We start from the raw sequence: 15,335 nt of genomic DNA, 5'->3' as shown, positions 1-15,335 counted from the left end.
AAAAGAAATTATTCTTAACTAATGTTTAACAAACGTTCCGTAGTTATATTTAGTAAGAATTATTAACTATGTGTTTCAAAACCAAGACAATGATTAGTAAAAAAATTGGGTTTCTTTTTATACTGCTCTTAACGACTTTTCTATCATTCTCTCAGGAAAAATTTACCTTAAGCGGTACCATTACAGATTATAAAAATAATGAAACCTTAATTGGAGTAAATATTTATATTCCCGCTCTAAAAATTGGAACAACAACCAATGAATACGGGTTTTATTCGCTTACTATTCCCAAAGGCGAACATGAAATCGAGATAAGTTACGTAGGTTATCAAACCATTCAGAAAACCATTAGTCTAAATCAAAATACCAAAAATAATTTTGCAATTAACGAAAGCGGCGAAGAACTCCAAGAAGTTGTAATTACAGACAACAAAAGAAAGATCAATACCAAATCGCCGGAAATGAGCACCAATAAACTTTCTATTGCTACAATAAAAAGAATGCCGGTTGTAATGGGCGAAGTCGATGTTTTGAAATCGATTCTACTGCTTCCAGGAGTTACAAATGCTGGCGAAGGCGCTTCGGGATTTAATGTTCGTGGCGGCGGCGCAGATCAGAATTTGATTTTATTAGACGAAGCAACTATTTTTAATTCTTCTCACGTTTTTGGTTTTTTCTCCGTCTTTAATCCCGATGCTATTAAGGATTTAAAATTGTATAAAGGCGGAATTCCTGCTCGCTATGGCGGAAGAGCTTCTTCGGTTTTAGATATTTATCAGAAAGACGGAAACAGTAAAGAATTTCATCTAAACGGAGGAATTGGTTTGGTTTCCAGCCGTCTTCTTGCCGAAGGACCTTTGGTAAAAGATAAAGGTTCGTTCTTAATTGGCGGAAGAGCTTCTTACGCACATTTGTTCTTAAAACTTTCTGAAAAAAATAAAGACAATGCCGCTTATTTTTATGATTTAAATACCAAATTAAGCTACAAATTAAACGATAACAACAACTTGTATTTATCGGGTTATTTTGGTCGCGACGTTTTTAGTCTAAATAAAAGCTTCACCAATACTTACGGAAATTCAACTTTAAATCTGCGTTGGAATCATTTATATAATGATAAATTATTTGCCAATTTATCGCTGATTTATAGTGATTACTATTACGGACTTGATCTAAATTTTGTCGGTTTTAAATGGGATTCGGGAATTAAAAATTACAACATTAAATACGATTTCAAAAACTACATTTCAGATAAGTTCAAATTGAATTATGGCTTAAGCGGAATTTATTACGAATTCAATCCCGGAACTATCAAACCAACTAATATTAAATCTGGAATTAATCCTGATCAATTAGATAAAAAATACGCTTTTGAACCTTCTCTTTATATTGAAGCAGAAAATCAGCTTTCGAAAAAAATCACGGTTTCTTACGGATTACGTTATAGTTTATTTTATCGTTTAGGAGAATCAACCATTAATTATTACGATAATAATGAACCTGTAGTTTTCAATACAGACATGCAGATTTATGAAAAAGGAACTCCAACTTCGACTAAATATTTCGGAAAAAATAAGGTCATTCAAAACTATAATAATTTAGAACCACGATTCGCCGTTTCTTATCAGCTTAACGATGATCAATCTATCAAAGCCAGTTATAATCGCATGGCGCAATATCTTCAGCTAATATCAAATACCTCATCTCCTACTCCGCTCGATGTCTGGATGCCAAGTGATAATTATATCAAACCACAAATTGCAGATCAGGTTGCTTTGGGTTATTTTAGAAATATTAAAAACGGCGCTTATTCACTTGAAGTAGAAACCTATTATAAAAAAATTCAAAATAGACTCGACTATATTGATGGCGCAGATTTAATCGCAAACGACGCTATCGAACAAGTAATCCTAAACGGACGAATGCGCGCTTATGGTCTGGAAATTATGCTAAAGAAAAACGAAGGCAAATTCAACGGATGGATTTCATACACTTTGTCAAAATCACAACAACAAACTCCCGGAAGAACTCCTGAAGAAACGGGAATTAACAACGGTCAATGGTACAGTTCTGCTTATGACAAAACGCATAATTTGGCGGTAACATCAGCTTATAATTTGAATGAAAAATGGTCTTTTGGTGCTAACTTTGCTTTGCAATCCGGTCAACCAGTTACGTATCCAAACGGACAATATGAATATTTAGGAATCACGGTTCCAAGTTATGGTTTACGAAATGAAAATCGTTTGCCCGCATATCATCATTTAGATGTTTCGGCAACTTTGACGCCTAGAACAAACAAAGACAGAAACTGGAAAGGCGAATGGGTTTTTAGCATTTACAATCTATACAATCGCCATAATGCAGCTTCTATAAACTTCCGTCAGAATGTGGATACAGGCGCTAATGAAGCCGTACAAACATCCATTTTCGGAATTGTGCCGGCTGTTAGTTATAATTTTAAATTTTAAAAACCATTTTCTTTCAAAAGAAATAAAAGATATACTATGAAAAAAGCAACCTTAATAATCGTGTTTTTTATATCACTTTTCTTCGCAAGTTGCGAAGAAGTTGTCGATGTAAATCTAGATACAGCGCCATCAAAATTAGTAATTGAAGCCGCCATAAATTGGGAAAAAGGAACAGCCGGAAACCAACAAGTTATCAAACTAACAACGACAACAGGTTATTTTGAAAGCAAAATTCCAATCGTTACTGGAGCAACAGTTTACATAAGAAACAGCGCAAACCAACAGTTTAATTTTAATGAAGTTCCTAAAACTGGTCGATATGTTTGTACAACCTTCAAACCTAAATTAGAAGAACAATATACATTGACCGTAATTAGCAAAGGAAACACTTATACGGCGACCGAAACCTTAAAATCTGTCGCTCCCATAACAAGAATTGAGCAAAATAATGAAGGCGGATTTACAGGAACAGATATTGAAATTAGAGCCTATTATAATGATCCAGGTGACGCAGACAATTACTATCTTTACAAATATTTATATTCCAACAAAGTAACGTCTACTTATTATGCTGATGAAGATAAATTCTATCAGGGAAATGAATTTTTCAGCAAATCAAACGACGATGATTTAGAAGTTGGAAACACGATTGAAATTACCCATTTCGGAATTTCAAAACAATACTATAATTACATGACTATTTTGGTCAGTATTGCAGGAAGTAATGTTGGCGGACCATTTCAGTCGCCACCTGCAACCGTAAAAGGAAACATTATCAATACAACTGATAAAGCCAATTATCCATTAGGATATTTTTCACTTTGCGAAACCGTTACAAAAAAATACAAAATCGAATAATTAGTAAAAAATGGAAGCCCAAATCAAAATTTTTACCGAAAAAAAACTTGTGGGTAAACACATTGATATGTCGTTTATAGAAAATAAAACTTTTCAATTATGGAGTAGTTTTATGCCAAGAAAAAAAGACATCAAAAATTCGGTAGATTCAAATTTATACTCACTTGAAGTTTTCCCGGTTGGGCATTTTGACAATTTCGAACCCAGTAATATATTTCAAAAATGGGCTGCCGTTGAAGTTTCGGATTTTGATCATATTCCAAAAGAAATGGAAACTCTAATAATTCCAACAGGATTATATGCCGTTTTTATTCATAAAGGCCCACAAAGTGAAGGCCATAAAACCTATCATTCGATTTTTGTAGAATGGCTTCCCAACTCCGATTATACAATCGACGAAAGACCACATTTTGCCGTAATGGATGAAAGATACAAAAAAGACGATCCCGATTCTGAAGAAGAAATTTGGATTCCGATAAAAAACAAAAACTAAAAATATCATGCTAATCGAAACCTTAAAATCGCTTTTTGACCGAGATCTTAACAAATTAAAACTTGAAATAGAATCGTATCAAAACGAAAGTCAGATTTGGGCAATTGACAAACAAGTTTCCAATTCAGCTGGAAATCTTTGCTTACACCTTATCGGAAATATCAATCTTTTTATTGGAAATCAAATTGGCAAAACAGATTATGTTCGAGATCGTCCTTTAGAATTTTCTCTGAAAAACGTTCCAAAAGCCGAATTAATTGCCAAAATAGACGATACAATGCTGGTTGTAGATAAAGCACTTGATACATTATCTATTTTTGATTTAGAAGAAATTTATCCTATGATAGTTTTTGAAAAAGAAATGACAACAGGCTTTTTTCTGGTACATCTTTCTACACATTTAGCCTATCATTTAGGGCAAATCAATTACCACAGAAGATTGTTAGATTAAATAGTTTTCAGTCTCAACATATGTAAAGGCATAAAAATTAGAATTGAGTAACCTTTGTCAATACTTAATTCTAATTTTTTAAAACATGAAACATTTACTTCTTGCCTTACTTTTATTTTCTGCATTTGTTGTAAAAGCACAAAATTTCAAAAACCCTTCTTCATTATTTGATCCAACTCCTTACGGTTTTAGTCACTCTTCATCAGTTTCAACTCCCGGCGAATTCGTCTACATTTCCGGACAAAGCGGCGGATTAGGTAAAGAACATACTTTAAGTACCAACTTTAGAGAACAAACACAAATTGCCTTAAAAAACATTGTAACAGTTCTTGACAGTTATAATCTAAAACCGGAGAATGTCATGAAAATAACGATTCTAATAGTCAATCATTCTCCTGAAAAACTCAAAATATGGGAAGAAGAAATAAGCAAAGTTTGGAAAAACAAACCATTTCCGGCAAGCACATTAATTCCCGTTTCAAAACTAGCCATCGACGGAATGTTAATCGAAGTCGACGCAACAGCATTTAAAGCATCAAAATAAGTTTTCTTCACCATTAAGATATTAAGTTTCATTAAGATTAAAACTTAATGAAACTTAATATCTTAATTCAAAAAAATCTAAAATCTATCCCGAAACTTCGGGACTACAATCTTATCCTTTCGTACATTTGCAGCACATTTCAAATCAAGAATCATAATGTCTTCACACCATATCGTACGCGACGACCAGGAACCAGCCTTAATTATTGCCAACGGAGCAGCATGTAATCCAGAGTTATTAGGCCAATTATTAGAATGGTCGCCATTGGTAGTTGTACTCGATTCAGCCATCGAAAGAGTAATCGAATTAGACATAAAAGTCGACGTTCTTTTAGGAGATTTCGACCGCGGTTTTGATCCCGAAATTTACAAAACATCACAATATCCAATCGAAATTGTTCACACACCAGATCAAAACAAAACCGATTTAGAGAAAGCTTTCGATTATTTAATCGAAAGAAAAATTCCAGCCGTAAACGTAGTTTGGGCAACCGGAAAACGCGCCGATCATACCATTACAAACCTTACCAACATCGTTCGTTACCGCAATTTAATCAAAATTGTAATTCTCGACGATCACTCCAAAATCTTTTTATTGCCCAACAAATTCGAGAAATGGTACACGGCAAAAACACCAATTTCCCTGATTCCAATTGGCGTTGTAAACGGTATTAATTCCATCAATTTAGAATATCCATTGCAAAACGACACCTTGACAATTGGCTATAGAACCGGCAGCAGCAATGCCGTTGCCCAAGACGGACTTGTAACCATTACTCATACTGACGGCGATTTATTGCTAATGGAATGCATGGATTAATTGGATCATTTTTACATACAAATTTGTTTTAAACACATAGAAACATAGTCTGTAAACCTATAAAAAAGTCGTTTTACTCCGCAATAAAACACATTAGTAAAACTATGTGAAAAAGCTAGCTTTTTTTGTCCCCTTAAGATCAACCTAAAAATCTATGTTTCTATGTGTTTAAACTCGCATTTGGAATTTGGAATCTTACTATCATCATTCTGAGCGAAGTCGAAGAATTAGGAGCTATTTCCTGCTGTCCCCTATATCTTTTCCTGGCTAAAGGAGCCAGAAAAAGGATGCCGTTCCCATCAGGGCTAGAACGATGGTTTCCATAATTACCTCTTTCTCCAAAAGGAATGACTATCTTTGCACGGAAATTCACAAAAATGAAAGAAACAGACAATTCCGAAAAAAACATATTACATCCCAGAAATCTTCATCGTTCTCGTTATGATTTCAAACTTCTTATCGCGAATTGTCCTGAATTAAAATCTCAAGTCGCCGTAAACGTTCACGGAATTGAAACTATAGATTTCAGTAATCCAATTTCAGTAAAATTGCTCAACAAAGCATTATTACAAACGTATTACGACATTCGAAATTGGGATATTCCTAAAAATTACCTTTGCCCTCCAATTCCCGGAAGAGCAGATTATATACATTACCTAGCCGATTTATTAGCAGAAACCAACAACGGAATGATTCCTCAAGGTTCATCAGTTTTAGGATTAGATGTAGGAACCGGCGCCAATTGTATTTATCCAATTCTGGGAAATGCAATTTACGATTGGAGTTTTGTGGGAACAGATATCGACGAAAAAGCAATTGAAAATTGCAGTAAAATCATCGAAGCAAATCCACAATTGATTGATGCGATAAGTTTACAACAACAAACAGAATCTCGTTTTATATTCAAAAATATCATTACGCCAGAAGATCGTTTTACCTTCACGATGTGTAATCCTCCTTTTCATTCTTCTGCCGAAGATGCGAATCAAAGTACCGTTCGCAAAGTTTCGAATTTAAATCCGAAAGAAAAGAAAAAAACAAATCCAGTTTTAAACTTCGGCGGTCATAATGCCGAATTATGGTGCGATGGCGGCGAAATTGGTTTTGTAACCCAAATGATTTACGAAAGTGCAAAATTCGCCATGCAATGTTTGTGGTTCACAACTTTAGTTTCAAAAAGAGAAAACTTGTCCAGCATTTACAAAACATTAAATAAAGTAAATGCCGCTACAATCAAAACAATCGATATGGCTCAAGGCCAAAAAACAAGCCGTGTTGTAGCCTGGACTTTTATGAGCGAAAGTCAACAGAAATCATTCAAACTTTAAACGATTGATTTTCAGATATAAAACTTGATTTTATAATTTGCTTTTGGTAAATTTACTATAAAAGCAATTAATAAATTATGGCTGATTATATTGGTTACCTCGCATCATTTTTTATAGTCGGAGGTTTTCTGCTGAAAGATCTCAGAACAATACGCTTTATTAATCTCTTCGGATGCATCTGTTTTGTAATCTACGGCATCTTTCTAAAAGACTATAAAGATGTTAGTCAATGGCTTTTACCCGTTATTATTCCAAATGCTATTTTGGCAATCGTACAAATCTATCATCTAACCGTAAAAGATCCTAAGAGATTGTAATTCTGATACTTTAAACTAAAATTCTGATACTTTGTCTCTGTAATTCTCAGTACCTTTAAAAGTAAATCTAATTACATGAGTACGCCAAAAATATTTATTAGAACTATCCTATTTCTTTTACTTGCAAGTTGCGCTTCGTCTAAAAAAGCAAAATTTGAAGATTACGTTTTTAAAACAAAATCTGAAAAGCAAACCTATTTAAGTTCCTACGACAAAGCTTTGAAACTTTGGGATATTCCATATTCCGAAGAAAATATAAAAACCAGTTTTGGAACAGCACATATTGTAATCGCCGGTCCAAAAAACGGAAAAGACTTAGTTTTACTCCACGGAATGGACGCCAGCTCAACGATGTGGTATCCGAATATTAAAGCTTTAGCCAAAAATCATCACATTTATGCCATTGATTTTTTAATGGAACCCAACAAATCCACTTTAAGCGCAAAACCACTTTCGTCTGACGAAATAGTGCTTTTATATAACGAAATCTTTACACATTATAAATTAAAGAAATTTGACATTGTAGCGGCTTCTCGCGGCGGTTGGATTGCAACTTTATTGGCCGTTCAAAAAGAAAATTCGATAGATAAACTAGTTTTACTAAGTCCGGCGCAAACCTTTAAATTTATTGATAAAGTCGGAAAAACAAGTTCTGCCTTAATGTTGAAACTTTTTCCAAGCGAAAAGAAATTTGGAAAGACATTAAAAACCTTTTCTACACATCCAGAAAAAATTAGTCCCATTTATAAAAAGCAATTTTATCTTGCTAATAAATATGCGAAATCAAATTCAAGCATGCTTAAAATGACTCCTTTTTCAGATAAAGAATTAGAATCTGTCAAAAATCCTGTTTTAGTATTAATAGGCGATCACGACGTCATCAATTCGGAAGAAAGTCTTGAACGTGCACAAAAATATTTACCTAATTGCAAAACTAAAATAATCAAAGATGCCGGGCATTTTCTATCCATAGATCAATCTAAAATTGTAAATGATGCAATGGTTAATTTTTTAGAATAATTCATGATGGTGTAGTCCCTACGGGACATTTTTACGAGGTGGTCATTCTCTTTTTTCTATCAATTTCTACCAATATTTTTTCTACCAACATGTAATCTCTAACGAGATACTTTTTTAGAAATCCAATATTAGCACAATAATTCATACAGGATAATATCTCGGAGAGATTAAATGTTGGTAAAAGATAATTAATCAGAGGAGATTGTCCCATAGGGACTACACAAAACTCACACAATTTCTCACAGGCTTTTTTATAGAATTCAAACTTTGTATCTTTACAAAACTAATCTTTTCATCCTTCAAAAATGAATTTCCAAGTATCCTCAGAGTATAGTCCAAAAGGTGATCAGCCACAAGCAATTGAAAAACTTTCGCAAGGTATTGTAGACGGCGAAAAATATCAGACTTTATTAGGAGTTACAGGATCCGGAAAAACATTTACGGTTGCAAATGTCATACAAGAAGTTCAAAAACCGACTTTAGTTTTAGCACATAACAAGACTTTAGCGGCACAATTATATTCAGAATTCAAACAGTTTTTCCCAAATAATGCGGTTGAATATTTCGTTTCTTATTACGATTATTACCAACCGGAAGCTTTTATGCCTGTAACTGGAGTTTTTATTGAAAAAGATTTATCTATCAATGAAGAACTTGAAAAAATGCGTTTGAGCACCACATCTTCCCTACTTTCAGGACGTCGAGATGTCTTGGTTGTAGCTTCTGTTTCGTGTTTATATGGTATTGGGAATCCAGTTGAATTTAAGAAAAACGTAATCGAAATTTTCAGAGATCAGGTAATTTCCAGAACAAAATTATTACACAGTTTAGTACAAAGTTTATATGCCAGAACCGAGGCCGATTTTAATCCGGGAACTTTTAGAATAAAAGGTGACACTGTTGAAGTATATCCCAGTTATGCCGACGATGCTTTTAGAATTCACTTTTTTGGAGATGAAATCGAAGAAATAGAATCGTTTGATGCAAAGACATCACAAGTAATTGAAAAGTTTAAAAGACTAACGATTTATCCCGCTAATATGTTCGTGACTTCTCCGGATGTTCTGCAAGGGGCGATTTGGGAAATTCAGCAAGATTTGGTTAAACAAGTTGATTATTTTAAAGAAATAGGAAAACATCTCGAAGCAAAACGTCTGGAAGAACGTACTAATTTTGACTTAGAAATGATACGGGAATTAGGATATTGCTCCGGAATCGAGAATTATTCGAGATACCTTGACGGAAGACAAGCCGGAACAAGACCGTTCTGTTTATTAGATTATTTCCCGAGTGATTATTTAATGATTGTAGATGAAAGTCACGTAACCGTTTCTCAGGTTCACGCCATGTATGGAGGCGATAGAAGCCGTAAAGAAAATCTGGTTGAATACGGTTTCCGATTACCTGCGGCAATGGATAACAGACCTTTGAAATTTGAAGAGTTTGAAGCCATACAAAATCAAGTGATCTATGTATCTGCAACACCGGCAGATTACGAATTGCAAAAAACAGATGGTATTTATATCGAACAAATTATTCGCCCAACGGGATTGTTAGATCCAATTATAGAAGTCAGACCGAGTTTGAATCAAATCGACGATTTAATCGAAGAAATTCAGGTACGCTGCGAATTAGACGAAAGGGTTTTAGTGACTACTTTGACTAAAAGAATGGCCGAAGAATTAGCCAAATATTTAACTAAAGTAAACATTCGTTGTCGCTACATACACTCTGAAGTTGATACTCTGGAACGTATCGAAATTATGCAGGATTTACGAAAAGGTATATTCGATGTTTTAATTGGTGTCAACTTACTTCGTGAAGGTCTTGATTTACCCGAAGTTTCTCTAGTTGCTATTTTAGATGCTGATAAAGAAGGATTTCTTCGTAACTACAGATCTTTAACACAAACTATTGGTCGTGCGGCAAGAAATTTAAACGGAAAAGCAATTTTGTATGCCGATAAAATGACGGCGAGTATGCAACGAACAATCGATGAAACAGATTATCGAAGAACAAAACAAATAAATTACAACGTCGAAAATGGCATTACCCCACAAGCTTTAAATAAAAAAATCGATAGTGCTTTTACCAAAAATCCATTAGTAGAATACGAATTAGGACATACATTATCTATTGCTGCAGAACCAGAAACGGCGTATTTATCAAAAGCTGATTTAGAAAAAATGATTCGTGAGAAACGTAAATCAATGGAAAAAGCTGCGAAGGAATTAGATTTCTTGCAAGCTGCAAAATTGCGTGACGATATTAAAAAACTTCAGGAACAATTGCCTTAATTGTGCTGTTCCTGAAAAACTCTCAATAAAATTTTAGGATCAATCATCGCATTTGGCGCGTTTTTCATTAAATCTAAAACACGCTTTACAGCACTTGGATTTAATCCCATTTCAAGCGCAATTTGTCTAATTGCAGTAGATTCTTTTTCGTGCAAAACACCATCGCAATACATAATCAAAGCCAATCTGTAGAATTGCTGAATACGCTGAAATTCTGATTTTATAACTACAATCGTTTCTTCCTGATGAAATAAATCTTTAAAATCAGAGAATTCTATATTTAATTCCTGAGCAACAATCCATAAAAAATCAAATTCTCTTTTATGCAATTTGCCGTCAACGGTAGAAAAAGCAATCATTTCTAAAAGTAAACTTCTCTTTTCGGTCTCGGTATTCATCAATTTATTATTTTTAGCTAAATTATTGTTTTTTAATCTAAAACGCAAAAGAACTCATGATTCGAGTATTCTTCTTTTCTATTTTTCTTTGGATGACTTTTGTTGGAAATGCACAACAAAGTACGGCTTCAAAAAACGTCTCTACTTTTACAATTGAAGCGCCTCAATTAAAAACGACTAAAAAAATCTGGATTTATCTTCCCGAAAATTATTCGGCTTCAGCCCAAAAGAAATATAGTGTAATTTATATGCAAGATGCTCAGAATTTATTTGATGCTAAAACTTCTTATGTTGGTGAATGGAATGTCGACGAAAAACTGGATAGTCTTAAAGCGCAAGTAATTGTAGTTGGAATTGAACATGGAAATGACAAACGTATTGACGAATTAACACCTTATAAAAATGAAAAATACGGCGGTGGAAATGCCAACAATTATGTTGATTTTATCGTAAAAACTTTAAAACCTTATATCGACAAAAACTACAGAAGTAAACCAAAAGCTAAAAATACGATTATAATGGGAAGTTCCCTTGGCGGATTAGTTTCCTATTATGCCGCTTTGAAATATCCCGAAGTTTTTGGAAAAGTTGGTGCTTTTTCTCCTTCTTTTTGGTTTTCAAATGACATTTATACCTTAACAGAACAAGCTCCGAAAATCAAAACAAAAATTTACTTTTTATGTGGTGATAAAGAAGACGATGACATGGTAAAAGATGTAACTAAAATGGAACGTTTATTAGAAAAAAATCGCTGTTATTGTCTTCATTTAACTAAAACTAAAATTGTAAAAGGCGGCGAACATAACGAAAAACTTTGGCGTGATAATTTTGTAAATGCATTGCTTTGGCTGGGTTATTAAATTAAAAAATCGAAACATTATGGAACTAATCTTAAGAGAATACAATCTCAAATTAAAACATACTTTTACTATTTCCAGAGAATCGATTGATTTTCAGCCTTCCTTAATTGTTGAACTTAAAAGTGATGGTTTTTCAGGTTTTGGAGAAGCAACTTCAAATCCGTATTACAAAACTACAGTTCCAATGATGATGCAGGATTTAGAAGAAATCAGACATATTATTGAAACTACAGAAAATGAAACTCCTGATGAATTCTGGGCAAAAATGCATCCGTATTTAAAAGACGATATGTTTGCTTTGTGCGCATTAGATTTGGCTTATAATGATTTATACGCCCGTGAAAAAGGCAAAAAGTTATATGAATTATGGGGTTATTCTATTGATAAAAATCCGCTTACAGATTATACAATCGGGATTGCTTCGATAGACAAAATGGTTTCGAAAATGCAGGAACTTACTTGGCCTATTTATAAAATTAAACTAGGAACTAAAGAAGATATTGCAATCGTAAAAGAACTTAGAAAACACACCGATGCCATTTTTAGAATTGATGCCAATTGCGGTTGGGGCGTTGAAGAAACCATAAATAATGCCGTGGAATTAAAGAAACTTGGCGTTGAATTTCTCGAACAACCTATGAAAGCAGATAATTGGGAAGCGCACAAAGAAGTCTTTAAACATTCGGTTTTGCCCATAATTGCTGATGAAAGCTGCATCATTGCAGAAGATGTCGCAAAATGTCACAATCATTTTCATGGTGTAAATGTAAAACTTGTAAAATGCGGCGGATTAACTCCCGGAAAACGCATGATTGAAGAAGCTAAAAAATTAGGCTTAAAAACAATGGTTGGTTGTATGACAGAATCAACTGTTGGAATATCGGCGATTGCACATTTATTACCACAATTAGATTACGTGGATATGGACGGCGCTTTGCTTTTGGCACAAGATATTGCAACTGGTGTAACGATAAAAAATGGCGTTATCCATTATTCTGACTTGAACGGAACCGGAGTTACTTTAATCTAAAACATATGAATGTCAATCAATTTCCGGATAGAATTATCGAAATCGACCAGGAACAATATTTGTATTTTGGCGGAACGGCTTATTTGGGATTACCTACAAATAAGGCTTTTCAGGAATTAGTTGTCAAAAATATTCAAAAATGGGGAACTACTTACGGAAGTTCCAGAAGCGCAAATATTAAACTTACAGCTTTTGAAAATGGCGAAACTTTTTTAGCCAAACATATTAAAGCAGAAAGTGCCGTTACAGTTTCCTCAGGAATGCTTGCGGGAAAACTGGTAATTGATGAATTGAAAAAACAAACGGATTCTTTCTTTCATTTTCCGGATGCGCATCCTGCAATTCAGGCAAATGATAGCTTACCGGTTTTTATAAATGATAAAATAAATCCGCGATTATTAGATTCAAAATCAGAGAGAATTACAATTTTAACGGATGTTGTTACAGGTTTTCAAACTGAGGCAATTGATTTATCTATATTGGCGACAATTCCGAATCATAAAGAGGTTACTTTAGTCATTGATGAATCGCATTCTCTTGGAATTTTAGGCAAAAACGGTTGCGGAATTTATTCGGAAATCGATCTTCCTATCAAAAGAAAAATCATGGTTTCTTCTTTAGGAAAAGCTTTCGGATTAACAGGCGGAGTTATAGCAAGTGACGCCTCTTTTATCAATCAAATGCATAATTTAAGCACTTTTGTTTCTGCTGCGGGAATGAATCCTGCTTTTGTCCAAACTTTGGCTGATGCTGCTGATCTTTATAAAATCCAACATCAGAAATTACTAGAAAATCTAGATTATATCGATCAGAAATTAATCAAAAATGACAGTATTAAATTTGATAAAACATATCCTTTAATTTATCTGAAAGATGATAATATGATTGAAATTTTAAAAGCAAATAAAATTATTATCGCCAGTTTTAAATATCAGGAAAACTCCAATAATCTTAATCGGATTGTAATTACTGCAAATCATTTACATGAAGATTTAGACAAATTAATAAAAATTTTAAACGGATAGAATAATTTGAAAAGTTGTCACGAATTACATGGATTTTTACGAATTATTTTTCTACTGAATTCGTGACGAAAAAAAACACTAGAATCCTAAAAGTATAGTCCCTACAGGACATTTCTTTCTTTGTTTTCTATTTGTTTCTACCAACATTTAACTCCTAACGGAGTATTTTTTTTGACAAAATATTAAAAAAGCGGTACTAATACTCTAACTTTAAGAAATATCTCGGAGAGATTACATATTGGTAAAAAAGGTATTCGAAAAAGTTTTTTGTCCCGTAGGAACTACACCATTTTTTATTCGCAATAATTATTTAAGTAAAAATTCGTGAATTCGTGGCGAAAAATTCTAAAGAACGTTTAGTTCTTAAACTAAAATTGTATTCAAATTAGTTTTAAAACGTACCTTTGTAAAAAATTAAACGATGACGAACAACGATATCCTAAAAAAACTGCGCGTGGCTTTGATGCTCCGTGACGACCAAATAGTTGAAATTTTAGAATTAGTAGATTTTAGAATTACAAAATCAGAATTGGGCGCTTTTTTTAGAGCCGAAGATCATGAAAATTACATGGAATGTGGCGATCAGGTTTTGCGTAATTTCTTAAACGGATTAGTGATTCATTTAAGAGGAACGAAAGAAAATCCTAAAAACCCGAATGATGTTTTGGCTAAGCATAAAGCTGAAATTCCTAAAAAAGACAGCACCAAAGAAAGACCTGAATTTAAAGCAAGCGCTAAAGATTCTGAAAGAGGAAGAGGCGATAAAGCTCCTTCTAAATCTGGTTCGGCAGCTGGAAAACCTAAAAAGAAAGAATTCCCTAAAGGAAATGGAAAACCATCTGTTGTAGAAAAAGTGGTTTACAAAAACGGAAAAAATAAAAAATCGTAAAAATACGTTATGTTAGACGCACTGCTATGCGCCTCTACAATATTTCCATAAAAAACCATTCGCAAAACGAATGGTTTTTTTATACTTTTAAGCCAAATTAAATCAGAACAAAAACCATTATGAAACAACTACTTTTTATCACCCTCTTCTTCTTATCAATAAATGCCAAAAGTCAAAATCACATAAAAGACCAAATTATTGGAAGCTGGAAAGTAGAAAATTCTACTATAAAATCTACTGATAAAAATATGTTAGAAATAGCAAGATCTTTCAAAAATGCAATATTTTCATTTAGAGAAAACCGTGATTTTATTGTTACGTCTAAAGAAAAAAACAGGATAATAAATATGTTAATTTCAAGTTTAAATAATGAAAAATGGCTTTTTGACGAAAGAGACAAAAAATTTAAAATTGGTACAGACAAAGATCATTATACAATTATGTCAATTGCTGTAAGAGTTGAAAACAATAAGGCTTATTTCAAAATTGATGAAGCGGAATTAAATCTCGAATTAGTAAAAATATAAATCTTTAT

16 protein-coding genes are annotated in these 15,335 nt (G+C 33.4%); 15 read left to right on the top strand and 1 reads right to left on the bottom strand.

Annotated elements, in window-relative coordinates:
- The first annotated feature begins 89 nt into the window (after nt 1-89).
- From WN975_RS00175 to uvrB, 10 genes are all read left to right on the top strand, one after another.
- On the top strand, nt 90-2,471 hold the full coding sequence (locus WN975_RS00175; protein WP_337964657.1) for a TonB-dependent receptor: 2,382 nt from the start codon (nt 90-92) through the stop codon (nt 2,469-2,471).
- Between the two features lie 36 nt (nt 2,472-2,507).
- A complete protein-coding gene (locus tag WN975_RS00170) occupies nt 2,508-3,329 on the top strand; it encodes a DUF4249 domain-containing protein (protein ID WP_337964656.1) in 822 nt (273 codons plus the stop codon).
- 10 nt (nt 3,330-3,339) lie between these two features.
- Nucleotides 3,340-3,822, top strand: coding sequence for a GyrI-like domain-containing protein (locus tag WN975_RS00165; protein WP_337964655.1), 483 nt, complete (start codon nt 3,340-3,342; stop codon nt 3,820-3,822).
- Nucleotides 3,823-3,829: 7 nt separating this feature from the next.
- Nucleotides 3,830-4,273, top strand: coding sequence for a DinB family protein (locus WN975_RS00160; RefSeq protein ID WP_337964654.1), 444 nt, complete (start codon nt 3,830-3,832; stop codon nt 4,271-4,273).
- Between the two features lie 85 nt (nt 4,274-4,358).
- Nucleotides 4,359-4,817 carry a RidA family protein gene (locus WN975_RS00155; protein WP_337964653.1) on the top strand — a complete coding sequence of 153 codons (459 nt, stop codon included), beginning with the start codon at nt 4,359-4,361 and terminating at the stop codon, nt 4,815-4,817.
- Between the two features lie 156 nt (nt 4,818-4,973).
- Nucleotides 4,974-5,636, top strand: a complete 663-nt coding sequence (locus tag WN975_RS00150; RefSeq protein WP_337964652.1) for a thiamine diphosphokinase — start codon at nt 4,974-4,976, stop codon at nt 5,634-5,636.
- A gap of 377 nt (nt 5,637-6,013) precedes the next feature.
- Complete coding sequence (gene rlmF / locus WN975_RS00145; RefSeq protein WP_337964651.1) at nt 6,014-6,964, top strand: 23S rRNA (adenine(1618)-N(6))-methyltransferase RlmF; 951 nt, start codon at nt 6,014-6,016, stop codon at nt 6,962-6,964.
- 77 nt (nt 6,965-7,041) lie between these two features.
- Nucleotides 7,042-7,281 (top strand): uroporphyrinogen decarboxylase, encoded by a 240-nt coding sequence (locus WN975_RS00140; RefSeq protein ID WP_337964650.1) that lies wholly within the window; start codon nt 7,042-7,044, stop codon nt 7,279-7,281.
- Nucleotides 7,282-7,356: 75 nt separating this feature from the next.
- Nucleotides 7,357-8,301 carry an alpha/beta hydrolase gene (locus WN975_RS00135; protein WP_337964649.1) on the top strand — a complete coding sequence of 315 codons (945 nt, stop codon included), beginning with the start codon at nt 7,357-7,359 and terminating at the stop codon, nt 8,299-8,301.
- Between the two features lie 305 nt (nt 8,302-8,606).
- Nucleotides 8,607-10,598: an excinuclease ABC subunit UvrB gene (uvrB, locus tag WN975_RS00130; RefSeq protein WP_337964648.1), complete on the top strand. Its 1,992-nt coding sequence runs from the start codon at nt 8,607-8,609 to the stop codon at nt 10,596-10,598.
- Here the strand turns inward: uvrB and WN975_RS00125 are convergent.
- Nucleotides 10,595-10,996, bottom strand: coding sequence for an excinuclease ABC subunit B (locus WN975_RS00125; protein ID WP_337964647.1), 402 nt, complete (start codon nt 10,994-10,996; stop codon nt 10,595-10,597). The genes uvrB and WN975_RS00125 overlap by 4 nt on opposite strands.
- Nucleotides 10,997-11,052: 56 nt before the next feature.
- On the opposite strand from WN975_RS00125, the gene WN975_RS00120 reads away from it, so the two are divergent.
- The 5 genes from WN975_RS00120 to WN975_RS00100 all read left to right on the top strand — a co-directional run bounded on the left by WN975_RS00120 (nt 11,053) and on the right by WN975_RS00100 (nt 15,327).
- On the top strand, nt 11,053-11,856 hold the full coding sequence (locus WN975_RS00120; protein WP_337964646.1) for an alpha/beta hydrolase-fold protein: 804 nt from the start codon (nt 11,053-11,055) through the stop codon (nt 11,854-11,856).
- A gap of 19 nt (nt 11,857-11,875) precedes the next feature.
- A complete protein-coding gene (locus WN975_RS00115) occupies nt 11,876-12,886 on the top strand; it encodes a dipeptide epimerase (RefSeq protein ID WP_337964645.1) in 1,011 nt (336 codons plus the stop codon).
- A gap of 5 nt (nt 12,887-12,891) precedes the next feature.
- Nucleotides 12,892-13,911 carry an aminotransferase class I/II-fold pyridoxal phosphate-dependent enzyme gene (locus WN975_RS00110; protein WP_337964644.1) on the top strand — a complete coding sequence of 340 codons (1,020 nt, stop codon included), beginning with the start codon at nt 12,892-12,894 and terminating at the stop codon, nt 13,909-13,911.
- 421 nt (nt 13,912-14,332) lie between these two features.
- The gene (locus tag WN975_RS00105; protein ID WP_337964643.1) at nt 14,333-14,800 is read left to right on the top strand and encodes a DUF1456 family protein; all 468 of its coding nucleotides are present in this window, start codon (nt 14,333-14,335) and stop codon (nt 14,798-14,800) included.
- A 119-nt stretch (nt 14,801-14,919) separates the two neighbouring features.
- Nucleotides 14,920-15,327 (top strand): hypothetical protein, encoded by a 408-nt coding sequence (locus WN975_RS00100; RefSeq protein WP_337964642.1) that lies wholly within the window; start codon nt 14,920-14,922, stop codon nt 15,325-15,327.
- The last annotated feature ends 8 nt before the right edge of the window (nt 15,328-15,335 follow it).

The sequence above is a fragment of the uncultured Flavobacterium sp. genome, assembly GCF_951805225.1.
Lineage (GTDB): Bacteria > Bacteroidota > Bacteroidia > Flavobacteriales > Flavobacteriaceae > Flavobacterium.
Note: the sequence above shows the minus strand (reverse complement) of the source record. Positions and strands in the feature narration are given on the sequence as shown.

What these genes read in the sequence shown, in the direction of transcription:
- WN975_RS00175 (WP_337964657.1), top strand. Translation starts at nt 90, where the DNA reads ATGATTAGTAAAAAAATTGGGTTTCTTTTTATACTGCTCTTAACGACT.
- WN975_RS00165 (WP_337964655.1), top strand. Translation starts at nt 3,340, where the DNA reads ATGGAAGCCCAAATCAAAATTTTTACCGAAAAAAAACTTGTGGGTAAA.
- WN975_RS00135 (WP_337964649.1), top strand. Translation starts at nt 7,357, where the DNA reads ATGAGTACGCCAAAAATATTTATTAGAACTATCCTATTTCTTTTACTT.
- WN975_RS00170 (WP_337964656.1), top strand. Translation starts at nt 2,508, where the DNA reads ATGAAAAAAGCAACCTTAATAATCGTGTTTTTTATATCACTTTTCTTC.
- WN975_RS00150 (WP_337964652.1), top strand. Translation starts at nt 4,974, where the DNA reads ATGTCTTCACACCATATCGTACGCGACGACCAGGAACCAGCCTTAATT.
- WN975_RS00115 (WP_337964645.1), top strand. Translation starts at nt 11,876, where the DNA reads ATGGAACTAATCTTAAGAGAATACAATCTCAAATTAAAACATACTTTT.
- WN975_RS00140 (WP_337964650.1), top strand. Translation starts at nt 7,042, where the DNA reads ATGGCTGATTATATTGGTTACCTCGCATCATTTTTTATAGTCGGAGGT.
- WN975_RS00105 (WP_337964643.1), top strand. Translation starts at nt 14,333, where the DNA reads ATGACGAACAACGATATCCTAAAAAAACTGCGCGTGGCTTTGATGCTC.
- WN975_RS00110 (WP_337964644.1), top strand. Translation starts at nt 12,892, where the DNA reads ATGAATGTCAATCAATTTCCGGATAGAATTATCGAAATCGACCAGGAA.
- WN975_RS00100 (WP_337964642.1), top strand. Translation starts at nt 14,920, where the DNA reads ATGAAACAACTACTTTTTATCACCCTCTTCTTCTTATCAATAAATGCC.
- rlmF (WP_337964651.1), top strand. Translation starts at nt 6,014, where the DNA reads ATGAAAGAAACAGACAATTCCGAAAAAAACATATTACATCCCAGAAAT.
- WN975_RS00120 (WP_337964646.1), top strand. Translation starts at nt 11,053, where the DNA reads ATGATTCGAGTATTCTTCTTTTCTATTTTTCTTTGGATGACTTTTGTT.
- WN975_RS00160 (WP_337964654.1), top strand. Translation starts at nt 3,830, where the DNA reads ATGCTAATCGAAACCTTAAAATCGCTTTTTGACCGAGATCTTAACAAA.
- uvrB (WP_337964648.1), top strand. Translation starts at nt 8,607, where the DNA reads ATGAATTTCCAAGTATCCTCAGAGTATAGTCCAAAAGGTGATCAGCCA.
- WN975_RS00125 (WP_337964647.1), bottom strand. Translation starts at nt 10,996, where the DNA reads ATGAATACCGAGACCGAAAAGAGAAGTTTACTTTTAGAAATGATTGCT.
- WN975_RS00155 (WP_337964653.1), top strand. Translation starts at nt 4,359, where the DNA reads ATGAAACATTTACTTCTTGCCTTACTTTTATTTTCTGCATTTGTTGTA.